15 protein-coding genes are annotated in these 15,604 nt (G+C 38.7%); 11 read left to right on the top strand and 4 right to left on the bottom strand.

Annotation, left to right across the window (positions count from 1 at the left end):
- Nucleotides 1-12: 12 nt before the first annotated feature.
- Nucleotides 13-1,281, top strand: a complete 1,269-nt coding sequence (locus L655_RS0116245; RefSeq protein ID WP_024605595.1) for an inorganic phosphate transporter — start codon at nucleotides 13-15, stop codon at nucleotides 1,279-1,281.
- A gap of 82 nt (nucleotides 1,282-1,363) precedes the next feature.
- The gene (locus tag L655_RS0116240) at nucleotides 1,364-2,290 is read left to right on the top strand and encodes a hydrogen peroxide-inducible genes activator (RefSeq protein WP_002957836.1); all 927 of its coding nucleotides are present in this window, start codon (nucleotides 1,364-1,366) and stop codon (nucleotides 2,288-2,290) included.
- A gap of 18 nt (nucleotides 2,291-2,308) precedes the next feature.
- On the opposite strand, the gene L655_RS0116235 is transcribed toward L655_RS0116240, so the two are convergent.
- Both L655_RS0116235 and L655_RS0116230 read right to left on the bottom strand, forming a co-directional pair.
- On the bottom strand, nucleotides 2,309-2,521 hold the full coding sequence (locus tag L655_RS0116235; RefSeq protein ID WP_002957835.1) for a hypothetical protein: 213 nt from the start codon (nucleotides 2,519-2,521) through the stop codon (nucleotides 2,309-2,311).
- A 191-nt stretch (nucleotides 2,522-2,712) separates the two neighbouring features.
- Nucleotides 2,713-5,244 (bottom strand): GGDEF domain-containing protein, encoded by a 2,532-nt coding sequence (locus L655_RS0116230; RefSeq protein WP_024605594.1) that lies wholly within the window; start codon nucleotides 5,242-5,244, stop codon nucleotides 2,713-2,715.
- A gap of 186 nt (nucleotides 5,245-5,430) precedes the next feature.
- Here L655_RS0116230 and queA point away from each other — a divergent pair, with 186 nt between their 5' ends.
- The 6 genes from queA (at nucleotide 5,431) to L655_RS0116200 (ending at nucleotide 12,093) form a co-directional block, all read left to right on the top strand.
- A complete protein-coding gene (gene queA, locus L655_RS0116225; protein WP_024605593.1) occupies nucleotides 5,431-6,462 on the top strand; it encodes a tRNA preQ1(34) S-adenosylmethionine ribosyltransferase-isomerase QueA in 1,032 nt (343 codons plus the stop codon).
- A 183-nt stretch (nucleotides 6,463-6,645) separates the two neighbouring features.
- Nucleotides 6,646-7,773, top strand: coding sequence for a tRNA guanosine(34) transglycosylase Tgt (gene tgt, locus L655_RS0116220; protein ID WP_002957831.1), 1,128 nt, complete (start codon nucleotides 6,646-6,648; stop codon nucleotides 7,771-7,773).
- Between the two features lie 25 nt (nucleotides 7,774-7,798).
- The gene (gene yajC, locus L655_RS0116215) at nucleotides 7,799-8,134 is read left to right on the top strand and encodes a preprotein translocase subunit YajC (RefSeq protein ID WP_002957830.1); all 336 of its coding nucleotides are present in this window, start codon (nucleotides 7,799-7,801) and stop codon (nucleotides 8,132-8,134) included.
- A 19-nt stretch (nucleotides 8,135-8,153) separates the two neighbouring features.
- Nucleotides 8,154-10,013 (top strand): protein translocase subunit SecD, encoded by a 1,860-nt coding sequence (secD, locus tag L655_RS0116210; protein WP_024605592.1) that lies wholly within the window; start codon nucleotides 8,154-8,156, stop codon nucleotides 10,011-10,013.
- Nucleotides 10,014-10,022: 9 nt separating this feature from the next.
- Nucleotides 10,023-10,970 carry a protein translocase subunit SecF gene (gene secF, locus L655_RS0116205; RefSeq protein WP_002957828.1) on the top strand — a complete coding sequence of 316 codons (948 nt, stop codon included), beginning with the start codon at nucleotides 10,023-10,025 and terminating at the stop codon, nucleotides 10,968-10,970.
- 313 nt (nucleotides 10,971-11,283) lie between these two features.
- Complete coding sequence (locus L655_RS0116200; protein WP_024605591.1) at nucleotides 11,284-12,093, top strand: transporter substrate-binding domain-containing protein; 810 nt, start codon at nucleotides 11,284-11,286, stop codon at nucleotides 12,091-12,093.
- Between the two features lie 53 nt (nucleotides 12,094-12,146).
- Here the strand turns inward: L655_RS0116200 and suhB are convergent, their stop codons facing one another.
- Nucleotides 12,147-12,950 (bottom strand): inositol-1-monophosphatase, encoded by an 804-nt coding sequence (gene suhB, locus L655_RS0116195; protein WP_002957826.1) that lies wholly within the window; start codon nucleotides 12,948-12,950, stop codon nucleotides 12,147-12,149.
- 243 nt (nucleotides 12,951-13,193) lie between these two features.
- Here suhB and L655_RS0116190 point away from each other — a divergent pair, with 243 nt between their 5' ends.
- Nucleotides 13,194-13,610, top strand: coding sequence for a VOC family protein (locus L655_RS0116190; protein WP_024605590.1), 417 nt, complete (start codon nucleotides 13,194-13,196; stop codon nucleotides 13,608-13,610).
- A 38-nt stretch (nucleotides 13,611-13,648) separates the two neighbouring features.
- Here L655_RS0116190 and L655_RS0116185 read toward each other — a convergent pair whose 3' ends face one another.
- On the bottom strand, nucleotides 13,649-14,311 hold the full coding sequence (locus L655_RS0116185; protein ID WP_024600182.1) for a LiaF domain-containing protein: 663 nt from the start codon (nucleotides 14,309-14,311) through the stop codon (nucleotides 13,649-13,651).
- A gap of 328 nt (nucleotides 14,312-14,639) precedes the next feature.
- On the opposite strand from L655_RS0116185, the gene L655_RS0116180 reads away from it, so the two are divergent.
- Complete coding sequence (locus tag L655_RS0116180; RefSeq protein ID WP_024600181.1) at nucleotides 14,640-15,206, top strand: BON domain-containing protein; 567 nt, start codon at nucleotides 14,640-14,642, stop codon at nucleotides 15,204-15,206.
- A gap of 72 nt (nucleotides 15,207-15,278) precedes the next feature.
- Complete coding sequence (locus L655_RS1000000126750) at nucleotides 15,279-15,437, top strand: YqaE/Pmp3 family membrane protein (protein ID WP_002957822.1); 159 nt, start codon at nucleotides 15,279-15,281, stop codon at nucleotides 15,435-15,437.
- The last annotated feature ends 167 nt before the right edge of the window (nucleotides 15,438-15,604 follow it).

The raw sequence follows: 15,604 nt of genomic DNA, 5'->3' as shown, positions 1-15,604 counted from the left end.
TAAGGTTTTACAATGGATATCATTGCATCTTACGGCACGGTATTAATTTTAATTGCCGCAGCAGTCGGCTTTTTTATGGCTTATGGTATTGGCGCGAACGACGTAGCGAACGCCATGGGTACATCTGTAGGTTCAAAAGCGCTAACAATCAAACAAGCTATTTTTATAGCGATGATTTTTGAATTTGCAGGCGCCTATTTAGCAGGTGGTGAGGTTACATCAACAATTCGTAAAGGAATTATTGATGCAGCACCATTTGCAGATATTCCGGAATTAATGGTTCTGGGTATGATTTCGTCTTTATTTGCAGCCGGTGCTTGGTTATTAATGGCCTCGTTCTTAGGTTGGCCTGTATCTACAACTCACTCAATCATTGGTGCAATCATAGGTTTTGCGTTAGTTGCAGTAGGTACTGAGGCGATTCAATGGGATAAAGTAGGTGGTATTGTAGGTAGTTGGATTATAACACCTGCCATATCAGGCTTTATTGCATACTTAATATTCATGAGTGCACAAAAGCTTATTTTTAATACAGATGCACCACTAAAAAATGCTAAACGTTATGTCCCTCTTTATATGGGCTTAGCAGGTTTTATCATGGCATTGGTTACAATTAAAAAGGGCTTAAAGCACGTTGGTGTAGACCTAGGCTCAGCTGAAGGCTATGCACTGTCAGTAGGTGTTGCAATAGTTGTTGCTGTGATTGGTAAAATTGCCATATCTCGCTTAAATATCGATCCAAAAGCAGATAAACAAATGCAATTCAACAATGTTGAAAAAGTGTTTGCTGTTCTTATGGTATTAACAGCATGTTGTATGGCCTTTGCACATGGTTCTAACGATGTTGCTAATGCAATCGGTCCACTAGCTGCTGTTGTAAATATTGTTGAAAACAATGGTGAAATTGCTAAAAAAGCGGCTATTGCTTGGTGGATTCTACCTCTAGGTGGTTTTGGTATTGTTGCGGGTCTTGCTATTTTGGGCAAAAAAGTAATTAAAACGATTGGTGAAGGCATTACACATTTAACGCCTAGCCGTGGTTTTGCTGCTGAACTAGCCGCTGCTTCTACCGTTGTTATTGCATCAGGTACTGGTATGCCAATCTCTACTACTCAAACCTTAGTAGGTGCGGTATTAGGTGTAGGTATGGCACGTGGAATTGGTGCACTTAACATGGGTGTTATCAGAAACATTGTAGTTTCTTGGGTAATTACATTGCCAGTTGGCGCTGCCCTTGCTATTGTTATTTTCTACGTACTAAGAACCGCATTTGGGGTTTAACAAAAAAGTACTCAAAGACTTTTAGCTTGAAAAGATCTCAATGCCCTAGGTGTTGGGGTCTTTTTATTTGTGGAAAGAAAAAATGACTAACCTTCCAAGTATTAAACAACTACAGTATTTATTAGCTGTTCATCAACATCAGCACTTTGGCAGAGCCGCTAGTGCCTGCTTTATAGGACAATCTACTTTAAGTAGCGCTATTCAAAATCTTGAAGAAACACTAGGCTGTCAGCTAATTGAGCGTGAAAATCGCAGCCTGATGTTTACCAGTATTGGTGAAGAAGTTGTTGAGCGTTCTCGTAAAATAATTAACGATACAATTAGTTTAAAAGAGCTTACAAAAAGCTTTTTAACACCACTAAGTGGTAAGCTGACTGTGGGTGTTATACCTACAATTGCAAGCTTTATAGCGGCTCCGCTTTATCATTTTTGTAAAGAAACCTTTTGTGATTTAGAGCTGGTATTAATTGAAGATACGAGTGACAAGCTACTGGATAAACTTGAACATGGGCATATTGATTTAGCGCTACTTGCACTGCCGTACGAAACAGATAAATTTCATACACAAGTATTGGCAAAAGATCAGTTTAGTTTAGTGCACCATAAGGATTACAGCGCTGCAAAGGGCGTAGTCGACTTTAATCTATTACCAGAGGCTAGCGTATTCTTATTAGAGCGCGAGCACTGCATGACGGGCCATGCGCTTAGTGCATGTCACTTAAACCGTGCCAGTTGTATTAACCCATTTGAAGCTGCAAGCTTACATACTCTATTAAGCATGGTTGAGCATCAGCTCGGGGTGACTTTTTTACCACAGATGGCGATTAATGCGGGTATTTTAGATAATAAAAATATGGTGGCTACACCATCACAAAGTGATGCATATAGAGATATTGGTATCTTGTGGCGTAAAACTACGGGCCGAATTCGAGACTTTAGGCTATTTAGTCAACAGCTTGAGGTGTTTTTAAAGCGTCAATGTAGTTTAGATTTTTCTAAAGCAGAATAATAAGTGAACTAAAGCAGCCTACAAAGGCTGCTTTTGATTTTGAAGATGGCTTTCAAAAGGCTCAAGTTCAGGTAAAAATAATAAATAAATCCATACCACCAAGTTAAAGTAAGGCACACAGCCTAATACAGTAAAAACCTTAACTGGGTAGCCTTTAATATTCGCGTAGCGGTAACACTGATACGCGATTGCAAAATGTATAATCAGTAATAACATAACTAGTTGTGTCATACCTTCTTCCTCAAAAGCTTAAATAGCTTTGAAACCCACTATAAATATCGGTACTACGCCGCCAAAAGGTAATGTCATGTTTTTAAAGTGAAATACATAAAAAGGAATGACATTTTTCATTTGATGCTGAAAGTATAGGCAAGAAAGGTAATATTGGTAGTAATAAAATGATTAAAATAGTTTAATTTTGTTTATTTTGGGCTAGCTTGTTGTTGGTAAAACGTTTTATTTTTAGAAATTTTTTCGAGTTCATCTTTTACTTTTTCAACAGGTATTGGGCGTGCAATAAAGTAGCCTTGCCCATAATCAACACCAATTTCTTTTAGTGCAAAAAATATCTCTTCGTTTTCAACGTACTCAGCTACAGAGCGCTTATCGAGAGACCGACTAATATCATTTATTGCTTTTACTAACGCTAAATCTATAGGGTCATTGAGCATATCACTTACAAATGAGCCGTCAATTTTCACATGCTGTGCTGGTAGCTGTTTTAAATAATTAAATGTACTAAATCCAGTTCCAAAATCATCGATAGAAAAATGACAGCCTAAGCTATTAAGCTTCTCAATCATTTTACGAGTGGCCTTTAGGTTATTGATACTCGCAGATTCAGTTATTTCAAAAATTATCCGCGAAGCAGGCACGTTATACTTTTCAAGGTTTGATTCAATTAATGGCAATAAGCGTTCATCTAAGAACGATTGTGCTGACAAATTAATAGCAACTTGGTTTAACTCAGGGTGCTTAGATACACAAGCAATAGCATTACGTATAACGCATTGATCCATCAAAAATGTGTCGTTAAGCATTTCTAAAGAGGGAATAAACTGATTTGGGTATACGAGTTCACCTTTTAGTTTTAAGCGTAAAAGCGCTTCAAAATAAGCAACTTTACACTCTTTAAAATCCCAAATAGGTTGGTAATGTAGTTCAATATTATCTTGCTGTAGTGCTTGGCGAATTTCGTGGCCCCATTCAAGCCCTGTTTGTAGTGTATTGTTTTGAGCATCTTCTTTTGAATAGCAATGTACTAAGTTACGCCCTAGGTTTTTGGCAATATACAAAGCAATATCGGCTTGTTTTAAACACTCATTAGGGTCGTTATTTTGTGTCGTGATTTGAGTTAAACCAATAGAGCAGCTAATAGTGTATATCTGATCTTCTGATTTAAAAGCATGTTTTTCTATCGCACTACACACACCTTCTGCAATAAGGTGTGCATCCAGTAAATTCATATTGGTAAGTATGACTGCAAATTCATCCCCACCAATTCTGCATACCAGGTGATCGTCGCCAATATTTGCTTTAAATAATTGCGCCACTTCTTTTAAAACTATATCGCCCTGATGATGGCCTTTACTATCGTTTATTATTTTAAAGTGATCGAGGTCAATATAAATAACAGCATGCTCTATGCCATCATAGGTGTATTTATCTTGGCATATTTTATTAAGCTGTTGATCAAAATAATAACGATTATGTAAACCAGTTAATGGGTCATGGTGTGCTAAATGACGTAGTTGAATCTCAGCTTGCTTTCGTTCGTGTATATTGTCGATAGTTGCGGTTATAGTCGCGTTGTTACGACTATTTTTTATTAGCTGCAATCTGCATTCAACCCAAATTAAATTGCCATTTTTGTGGGTTAACTTTACTTCTATTTGTTGCTGTTGCTCGCCACCATGTAAAATATCGTTAATAGTGTAGTCAAGCCTTCCTTTATCTTCGTTATTACAATAAGCGCTTAATGGGTTTTGTAGTGATGATTTAACACCAAAACCGCTTAATGTTTCCCATGCGGGGTTAATAAAACGAATATTACCTTGCTGATCGAGCTCTAAAACAACTGTATTTAAGTGCAATAAAATACGCTGATGAGCTGAAAATAACTCTTTGTAACGCACTTCGCTCACGCTTAATTGTTCTACTTTGTAAGCAAATTCAGCATAACTCACCATAAAATCTTCACGTCGTGCGGCGTGGTCACACACTTTGTTTAAAAATGAAGGATCGTAAGGGGCTCTAATAAAGTCGGTAACACCCGAAAGCAAAAGCTGCTCAGCGTAATCGGCATCGTCACTTTCTATAATTGTAACAATAGCTTGTTTAGAATTGTGCTGGAGGATTTCTTCAACGAGTACACTCGAGCTCTCTGCACTTGATGTAGTGGCATCGAGTAGCACAATTGAAAACTGCTGTTGGTTATAAGCGTTAAGTGCCGCTTTAGCTGAAGTTACGTGAGTGATAGCAAAGTTTAACTTTAACTGTTCACTTATTTTGTCGGCCGTATTTTGAAGTGGCTCTAATAATAATAAGTTTAGCCGGCTACTTTTTTCTAAGTGAGTAGATAAAACATTCGCAAGTACTTGAGGGAGCATATCTTTGTGCTCAAACGGTAGCACAGCATCTATCCCATAGCTTCGGGCTGTTGTTTCGGCAATCCGCTCACAGTAAATTGGCGGAATAAGTAAGATTGGTGTGTTTTTTGGTGTTTTTAATAATCCTGAGCGGATCATCCTAGAAAAGCGCCAGCCATCAATTTTACCAACAGTAATGCCCGTTATTATAATATCAACAGGGTGTTGTTTTAAAAGCTTTAAAGCTTGTTGACTGTCTTGGGCATCAATAAAGGTAAATACATTTAAGCTATCTAAAGTGCCCTTAATCGCGCGACGTTCAGCACTACTTGCGTTTAATATTAGCAATTTAAGCTGGTTTGGCACGAGTTGAACACTCCTAATATAACTTATAATAATTTAGCCGAATAAGAATAGTGACATTTAACCATAAGAACAAGAGAATTTAATGGCAAACACGCAAACAGACATTATAAGTTTGGCTGATTTCTTGAGCTTAATATCCGATACATATACACTTGGCGCGATTTTAAATGATGTGGATTACTAATTATGCGCGTGGCTGACTTTAGCTTTGACTTACCTGATGAATTAATAGCTCGTTTTCCTAAAGCGGACAGAACCAGCAGCCGTCTACTCACTTTAGATGGCCCAAGCGGAACTTTAGAACATAAAGTGTTTAGCGATATACTTGATTTAGTAAACGAAGGCGATTTATTGGTCTTTAACAATACACGCGTTATTCCAGCACGTATGTTTGGTCAAAAAGCTTCAGGCGGAAAAGTTGAAGTACTTGTAGAGCGGGTATTAGATGAGCATCGCGTACTTGCGCATGTACGGGCAAGCAAGTCGCTTAAGGTCGGTAACGAAGTTATTTTAGAAGGCAAAGCCAAGGCAATAATGGTTGCACGCCACGATACTTTATTTGAGCTTGAGTTCGATCATAGCCAAAACGTGCTAGATATACTTAATGATATTGGCCATATGCCACTGCCTCCTTATATTGACCGACCTGATACCGATGCTGACCGTGAGCGCTATCAAACTGTTTATGGAGAAAAGCCAGGTGCAGTTGCAGCACCAACTGCAGGTCTACATTTTGACGATAAGTTAATGACAGCACTCAAAGATAAAGGCGTAAATATGGCTTTTGTTACGCTACACGTTGGCGCTGGTACTTTTCAGCCGGTACGAGTTGATAGTGTTGATGAGCATGTAATGCACTCAGAATACATAGAAGTACCTGATGACGTAGTTGCAGCTGTTGCGCAAACTAAAGCAAATGGTGGGCGTGTAATTGCGATAGGCACAACTTCAGTTCGCTCATTAGAGTCGGCTGCTAAAGTTCACGGCGGCAAGTTAGACACGTATTTTGGTGATACCGATATATTTATTTTTCCGGGTTATCAATTTAATGTTGTTGATGCCATGGTCACAAATTTTCACCTACCAGAATCAACGCTTATAATGTTAGTCAGCGCATTTAGCGGCCAAGACAATATTATGGGCGCTTACAATACTGCAATAGAGCAGCAGTACCGCTTTTTTAGTTATGGCGACGCGATGTTTTTAACACGTAAGTAACAAAATATTGTTTAATACTCAGTCGAATATATTAAAACCCCCAGCTTAGTTGCTGGGGTTTTTGTTTGCGGCAATTGGCAAAACTGAATTTATCGCAGCTAATAGTATTAGTGAGGCAAAAAGGGTAGAATCAGGCGGTTAAATTATAGCTTGTTGGACTGTTTTTCCGACATTGAGGATGATATGAAATTTGAATTAGATTGTACTGACGGAAAAGCGCGCCGCGGCCGCTTAATTTTTGACCGTGGTGTAATAGAAACACCTGCTTTTATGCCTGTTGGTACTTACGGTACTGTAAAAGGTATGACGCCAGATGAAGTTAAAGCCACTGGTGCGCAAATATGTTTAGGTAATACCTTTCATTTAATGCTTCGCCCAGGTACTGAGATCATTAAACAACATGGTGATTTACACGACTTTATGAATTGGGACTTCCCAATTTTAACTGACTCAGGCGGTTTTCAAGTATTTAGCTTAGGCGCAATGCGCAAAATCACTGAAGAAGGCGTTTTATTTCAATCTCCAGTAAATGGTGATGAAATTATGATGTCGCCTGAAAAGTCGATGGAAGTACAGCGCGACTTAGGCTCAGACATCGTTATGATTTTTGACGAGTGTACGCCATACCCAGCAACTGAAAAAGAAGCTAAAGATTCTATGGAGTTATCTCTTCGTTGGGCTAAGCGCTCAAAAGAAGGGCATGGCGATAATCCATCTGCTTTATTTGGTATTATCCAAGGTGGTATGTACCCAGAATTACGTGCACAATCACAAGCTGGTCTTGAAGAAATTGGTTTTGACGGTTATGCATTAGGCGGCCTATCAGTAGGTGAGCCTAAAAACGAAATGATGAATATCCTTGATCATTGTGCGTTTAAAATGCCAGAAGACAAGCCTCGTTACCTTATGGGTGTAGGCAAGCCAGAAGACTTAGTTGAGTCGGTTCGCCGTGGTATTGATATGTTTGACTGTGTTATGCCAACACGTAATGCGCGTAACGGCCATTTATTTATTACCACGGGTGTAGTAAAAATACGTAACGCAGTGCATAAAACAGATACAGGGCCACTTGACCCTGAGTGTGATTGCCATACGTGTAAAAACTATTCACGAGCTTATTTGCATCACCTTGATAAATGTAACGAAATTTTAGGTGCGCGACTAAACACAATTCATAACTTACGTTACTATCAACGTGTTATGGAAGGTTTACGTAATGCAATTAGCGAAGGTAAATTAGAAGAATTTGTACAAGATTTTTATGCTCGCCGAGGCCAAGATGTGCCAGAGTTAGCAGATATAAAAAATTAAACTTTAAAATTAAAGAGGAAGTATCATGAGTTTATTTATTTCAAATGCACACGCAGCAGCTGGTCAACCTGCGGCAGGCGGTGGTTGGGAAATGCTAATAATGTTAGCTATTTTCGGTTTGGTTTTTTACTTTTTAATCTACCGCCCACAAGCTAAGCGCGTTAAAGAGCACAAAAGCTTAATGAGTATGATGGCTAAAGGTGATGAAGTACTTACCCAAGGCGGTTTAGTGGGTAAAATTGTGAAAATTTCTGAAGAGAAAGATTTCATCGTTATCTCTTTAAACGAGCAAGCAGAAGTTACAGTACAAAAATCTGCAGTATCTGCAGTATTGCCAAAAGGCACAATGAAGTCGCTATAAAAATAATAAGGACGACCCCGTGTTAAACAAGTTTCCAGTTTGGAAGTATTTACTTGTTTTAGCTGTGGTAGCCATTGGCCTTTTATATGCCTCTCCAAACTTGTATGGTCGCGATCCGGCCATACAAGTTTCAGGTGCTAAAGGCGCTGATGTCGATCTCAGTGTTGTAGACAAAGTAAACGCAATCCTTAAAACAAATAATGTAACCGCTAAATCGACAATACTTGAAGATGGACAAATTTTAGTTCGTTTAAAAAATGTTGAAGAGCAACTTAAAGCGCATGACTTACTTCGTGATTCGCTGAGCGATGATTACATTTCTGCTATTAATATGGCACCTGCTCAACCAGCTTGGTTAAAAGCAGTTGGTGGTAACCCTATGAAGCTAGGTCTTGATTTAAGTGGTGGCGTACATTTCACCATGGAAATCGACATGGCAACAGCGGTTGATAACCAGCTTGAGCAAATGGAACAAGATTTTCGCAGTGACCTGCGCGAAGAAAAACTACGTTATCGTAGTGTTCGCCGCGTAGCAGGCTCCGATCGTATGCGTGTAGAAATGCGTACCGAAGCAGACAAAAATGCTGCAGAGAGTTTCTTAGAAACTCGCTACCCGCTAAATGTCTACATTGATGACAGCAGTAACGATAAAGCATTTTTTGCGACAATGAGTGAGCAAAAACTCAAAGAGATTCGTGACTACGCTATCAAGCAAAATGAAACGATTATTCGTAACCGTATCAACCAAATTGGTGTTGCAGAGCCTAACGTACAACGCCAAGGTGCTGAGCGTATTATTGTTCAACTACCAGGTATTCAAGATACTGCACGTGCTAAAGAAATTTTAGGCGCGACAGCAACACTTGAATTTCGTGAAGTAGACGAAAACGCAGATATTAGCGCTGCTGCCCAAGGTCGTATCCCAGCTGGTACTGAAATGATCATGAGCCGCGACGGTTACCCTGTTGTACTTAAAAAGCGTATTATTTTAGAGGGCAGCCATATTACGGGCGCGCAATCTGGCGCTGATGAATACCAACGTCCGCAAGTAAGTATTACGCTAGATAGCAAAGGTGGGGCAAAAATGAATGCCTTTACCAAGCGTGCTATTGGTAAGCGTATGGCAACGGTATTCATTGAGTACAAGCCATCAGGTAAAAAAGATGCAGACGGTAAAGCGCTTCCGCCTATTAAGGTTGAAGAAGTTATTAACGTAGCAACGATTCAAGCCCGTCTTGATCGCTCGTTCCGTATTACTGGCATTGATAACCCAGCAGAAGCACATAACTTAAGCTTACTACTTCGTGCTGGTGCACTTGTAGCGCCAATTCAAATTGTTGAAGAGCGCACAGTAGGTCCAAGCTTAGGACAAGAAAATATTGAAGCGGGTATGACTGCGGTTGCACTTGGCTTTGCGTTTGTACTTGTATTTATGCTTGTGTACTACAAAGGTTTTGGTATGGTTGCAAACCTTGCGCTTGCGGCTAACTTAGTACTAATTGTAGGTGTTATGTCTTTAATTCCGGGCGCTACACTTACGCTACCAGGTATTGCCGGTATTGTATTAACAGTAGGTATGGCTGTTGATGCTAACGTACTTATTTTTGAACGTATTCGTGAAGAGCTGGCCGATGGCCGTAGCCCTCAACAAGCGATTCATTTTGGTTACGATAGCGCATTTAGCACTATATTTGATGCCAACATCACGACACTAATTGCTGCCATTATACTGTTTGCAGTGGGCACTGGTCCGATTGCGGGCTTTGCAGTGACACTTGCGATTGGTATTTTAACTTCAATGTTTACAGCCATCGTTGGTACCCGTGCGGTAATCAACTTATTTGTTGGTGGTAAACGCATTGATAAACTTTCGATTTAAGGAGCAGACATGCAAATTTTAAGTTTGGGTAGTAGAACCCTTCGTTTCATGTCTCTTCGAAAAGTGGCTATGGGTTTCTCGACGCTACTAATTTTAGCGTCGTTTGCATCAATTTTTATCAAAGGCCTAAACTTTGGTTTAGATTTTACCGGCGGTACTGCGGTAGAAGTGGGTTTTTCACAACCGGCTGACCTTAAAAAAGTACGTGATGCACTAGCTGATAATGGTTTTGCTGATGCATCAGTGCAGCTATTTGGTTCAAGCCAAGAAATTTTAGTTCGCTTAGCACCACGCGGTAGCGATGTAAAAGCTGAGGTGATTGGTAACCAAGTAATCGATGCACTTAAAAAAGCAGACGACAGCGTAGTAATGCGCCGTATTGAATTTGTAGGCCCAAGTGTAGGTGAAGACTTAAAAGAGCAGGGTGGCCTTGCCATGTTAACTGCGCTTATTTGTATCTTAATCTATGTTGCGTTCCGTTTTGAATGGCGCTTTGCAGTAGGTGCGGTAGGTGCACTACTACACGATGTTATCATTACTGTGGGTTTATTTTCGGTATTAGGTTTAGAGTTTGATTTAACTATATTAGCGGCAATTCTTGCGGTAATTGGTTATTCACTCAATGATACGATTGTTGTATCAGACCGTATACGTGAAAACTTCCGTAAGGTACGCATTGACGATACGATAGAAATTATTGATATTTCACTTACGCAAACACTTAACCGTACACTTGTAACATCAATCACGACTATTTTAGTATTGATTGCCTTGTTTGCATGGGGCGGACAAACCATTCATGGTTTTGCAACTGCATTACTGTTTGGTGTGTTTATTGGTACTTATTCTTCGATTTATGTTGCAAGCTCTGTTGCTATAGCAATGGGCGTAAGCAAAGAAGATTTAATACCAGAAGTAATTGAAAAAGAAGGCGCAGACCAAGACGCTATGCCGTAATGGTTTTGTAACTACTTTAAAAACCGCTCATTGAGCGGTTTTTTATTGCCTGTAATATATTTATGCTCACGATTGTTTTAGCTTTACTGTGCAAGTATGAATAAACAGTGCTAACTTTGTAGAGCACGCCATGAGTGTAACGTCGTACTATGTATTTAAGATAAGTATTAATAGCGCGGTTATTAATAAGTACAGTTACATAATATCGCCATCTTTTATTTAGGCGCTGGAAGCTGTTTAGCTTAAATAACGCGATAATTTAAACTATCAATAATAACTGTTAAGACTACCGATAATAACTAGGGTGATAATTATGTTGCCATTAAAGTATTTGATTAACGTAGTAAGTTTGTTTGTATGCAGCGCTTTAGCGAGTGAGGTAAATATCGTAAATGTAGCGCAGGAGCAGCGTGTGCAATATGCTCGTGACGACTACCTTAACGAGCTATTAGAAAAAGCATTGGTGAGCGCACAATACCCTGCAGAGATTAACCCCGTTTTAATTCATCCCCATCAACAACGTACTTTAATAGCACTAGATACAAAAAATTTAGATTTATACTGGAGTATGAGCAGCCCCGAAAGAGAGTCTTTAGCTATTGCGATTAAAATCCCATTATTTAAAGGCTACATAGGTAAAAGGGCACTATTAACAAGTAAGAATAGCATTGCTAGATTTAAAGGTATTACGAGCTTAGAGCAGTTAGGTAGGCTTTCTGCAGTGCAAGGTCATGATTGGCCTGATTCAAAAATAATGGCGTTTAATGGCTTGCATATAAGACCGTTTGCAAATTATCAGGCTATGTTTGCCTTAACAAGTGCAGGGCGTATTGATTACTTCCCACGTTCATTTATCGAGGTTAATTCAGAGCTAGCGGCAAATAAACAAAGTAACCTAGTGATAGTACCTAATTTATATATGAGTTATCCAACAGGGTTTTATTATTTTGTATCAAATAGTAAGCCAGAGCTTGCAGTGGCAATTAAAAAAGGGCTTGAGATAATGCAAGAAAATGGCGAGTTTGATGCTTTATTTGATGAATATTTCGCAAAAGATTTAAACTCGTTACCTTACGAAAAAGGTAAAACAGTAGAGTTGAAGCTAGATAACCCTTATTTTTAGGCACAAAAAAAGGAGCCTGGGCTCCTTTTTAGTATGCTATTAATAGCATTTAATTAGCGAAGTAACGACTCAGTTAATACTGGACGAATTTCGCGGATAATTGCTTGAGTCAGTTTTGGTGAACCACAGATAATATTGCCGCTGTGGTTATAGTTATTACCACCGGCGAAATCTACAACCATACCGCCCGCTTCTTTAACCATTAGTTCGCCCGCAGCAGAGTTCCAAGGTTTTAAACCAATTTCAAAAAATCCATCAACACGGCCAGCTGCAACGTATGCCATATCTAAAGCAGAACAACCTGCACGGCGAATATCAGCAGTGTGTACAAACAATGCTTTAAACGCTTCAGTGTATGCATCCATGTGGTTTTTGTTTTTGAAAGGGAAACCAGTAGCAAGTACAGTGCCTGCAAGAACCGTAGTTTTGCTAACGCGTAGACGTTTACTGTTTAACTGAGTGCCTTGACCGCGAGATGCAGTGAAAAGCTCACCACGAATTGGATCATAAATAACAGCTTGGTCTAAACGACCTTTAACTTTAAGTGCGATAGAAACCGCGTAATGAGGGATACCTTTGATGAAGTTAGTTGTTCCATCGATAGGATCTACAATCCATTGGTAATCATCATCCTTGCCTTTATGCTCACCTAGTTCTTCACCAACAATTGAGTGAGTAGGGTAAGACTGTAAAATAGTGTCACGAATTACGGCTTCGGCTTCTTTATCAATGTTAGTTACTAAGTCGTTAGCGCCTTTTTGTTGCACTTCAACTTTTGATAAATCTTCACTTGCGCGAAGTAAAATTTTGCCTGCGTTGCGCGCAGCGCGAACCGCAATGTTTAACATTGGATGCATGGTATTACCTTTGGGTTGTAAAAGAACGTTTATATATTTCAGCCGGCGTATTTTAGCGACTTTTGCCATAAAGTAAACAATAAACCCCAAATACTTGTGTTTGTTTTTTATACAAGATTGAAAAGTTTATATATTTTTAAAAAATAATTATCTGCATTTAAATAAATTAATTTTAAATAACGCTTTACCTAAAGTTAGCTTGAGGTTTTATCGTGCTCCTAACTTAATTGATAGGACAACATAATGTATTTAGAGCACGTAAACTTAGTCGCGAGTGATATAGATAGTATGCTTAAATTTTACCGAGCTGTATTTCCACGTTGGTCGATTAGAAGTGAGGGCAGAGGCGATTGGCATGGAAAACCAAGACGCTGGGTACACTTTGGGGATGACACGCATTATATTGCGATAAGCGATCATGGTGAGGGTGAAAACAGAAACTTATCGGGCCATCAAGTTGGTTTTGCACACTTTGCTTATGTAACTAGTAACTTAAATGAAGTAGTAGCACGCTTAAATAAAACGGGTTTTGGGATAAGTAAGCAAGGTAGTGAGAACCCTTTTAGAAAGAATGTTTATTTTATTGACCCCGCAGGGTTTGAAGTAGAATTTGTAGAATATTTAAGTGATATCCCAAGTGAGCGAAATAACGATTTATAATAGGTTAAGCACCGCAAAGTGCGGTGCTTAACGAGGCTTTATGAACGATTATTACCCGTGCCAAACTGAGTTTTTAGCTCATTTGCAAAGCTCATAAATTTTTCTTTAATTGTGCGCTTTATTTTTACTTCGACTGAGCCCATTACTGCCTTTCCTTCAATGTGAATAGTAGGACCTTGGCGTTTGTTAAGCGACACAGATTTATTTTCAAGGCTACTTAAAATACAAAACATTTTAGACACTACATTTACATGCTCTGGTACGTAAATCTCATCACTACCAAAAATACAGTTAACGTGAATAGTTACATTTTGATGCGCAAAAATGGCATCGGTAAAATCTAGCACCACCGATCCCATAAAGTTACTCAAATATATATTCTTTGGCACGACCCACTGACCGCTTCGCTCGTTAGAGCCTAAAATGCTGCGTAATGTAAAATCATCATCACTGTTTTGTTGTGCACTATAATGTGGTGTAAATTGCGATTGTTTTTCTGCTTTATATTGCTGATCAGTATTAAGTGTTAAATCTTCTACTAAGGCTAAAAGAGCTTCGTTGTTAGGTGCATCCATCGCGTTATCTAAGCGCCTCTCAAATGCATCAACAGAAATCACCCCATGACTGTAATTATAAATTAATTGATCAATTACTTGTTCGCGTACTTGCTCTATTGGGCGGTCTTCGACTTTTACAGACATGGGGCATTCCTTATTATATTTGCTATTAATACTGCTTCTGATGTTTATATGCAAAGCACGCACCAAATATAATAATCTTAATTATCAACGGTTTAATTTTCAATAATGTTTTATGTTTTGTTATATTAACGATAGATTAACCAAAAATGCAATTATCTAGTTATTTTCACTATTTGAGAAAGTTTTACCGAGTAGCCTGTAAATAGTTACACAGCTATAGATAGTGCCTTATCCCTAAATTATATCAAGTTGTTGAAATATATATAGAAATAAAGTTGGCCTAAAGCTCGCATTAGTTAAAGTGTCTTTAATCAAAAGGAGAAAGATTATGAAAACATTTAACAAATCTATTATCGCAGCTCTAGTTCTTGGTACTACGGCTATGGGTGCCCAAGCAAACAGCTGGGAAAACGAAAGTAAAGATGCTTGGATTGATGGTAAGGCAGAAACAGTTCTACTTATGAACACTAATCTAAACAACTTTGACATTAACACTGATGTAAAAAATGGCAAGGTAGTACTTACAGGTAAAGTTAATAGCGAGCTTGATAAAGAGCTAGCAGAAGAACTTGTACTTAGCCTAGATGGCGTATCTGATGTTGAAAACAGCCTTACCGTTGTTAAAAGCATGGACACAAAAGATAGAAACAAAGACATGATGGACGATGATGATAACGACCTAACGGACGCTAAAATCACCACTGTAATCACAACTCGCTTCCTGTTTGATTCAGAAGTTGGTGGTACAGACATCGATGTTGATACCGACAACGGTATAGTAACTCTGAATGGCTCAGTAGAGTCTGAAGCTGAAAAACAACTAGCAGTTAAAATTGCTAAAAATGCTGAAGATGTTCGTGACGTAGTTGATAAACTATCTATTACTGCTGAATAACACAGTATAGTTAAGGCCCACTAACACTGGGCTTTACGCCTTTCTAATGCTTAATTTAAATGGAGTTTAATCATGGATATTATTCGTATAATACTTTCAGTTTTATTGCCGCCATTAGGTGTATTTTTGCAAGTTGGCTTAGGTATGCATTTTTGGCTAAATATTTTATTAACACTGTTAGGTTACTTCCCAGGGTTAATACATGCAATCTACATTATTGCGAAAAAATAATGACAGATTATATATTGTGTAAGCCGACTATTGAGGCCTAATGATACAATTGCCACAGTACTGTTCGGGTCACAATATTAGGGCGTGTTGATCTTTGTGGTATGAAAAACAAACAGCATGAAGATAAGGTATAATTGAATTCGCCAGAAAACTTTACACCGAACCTA

The sequence above is a fragment of the Pseudoalteromonas sp. TAE79 genome (genome assembly GCF_000498015.1).
GTDB lineage: Bacteria > Pseudomonadota > Gammaproteobacteria > Enterobacterales > Alteromonadaceae > Pseudoalteromonas.
The sequence above is the reverse complement of the archived record's forward strand: the minus strand, read 5'-3'. Positions and strand labels throughout refer to the sequence as shown.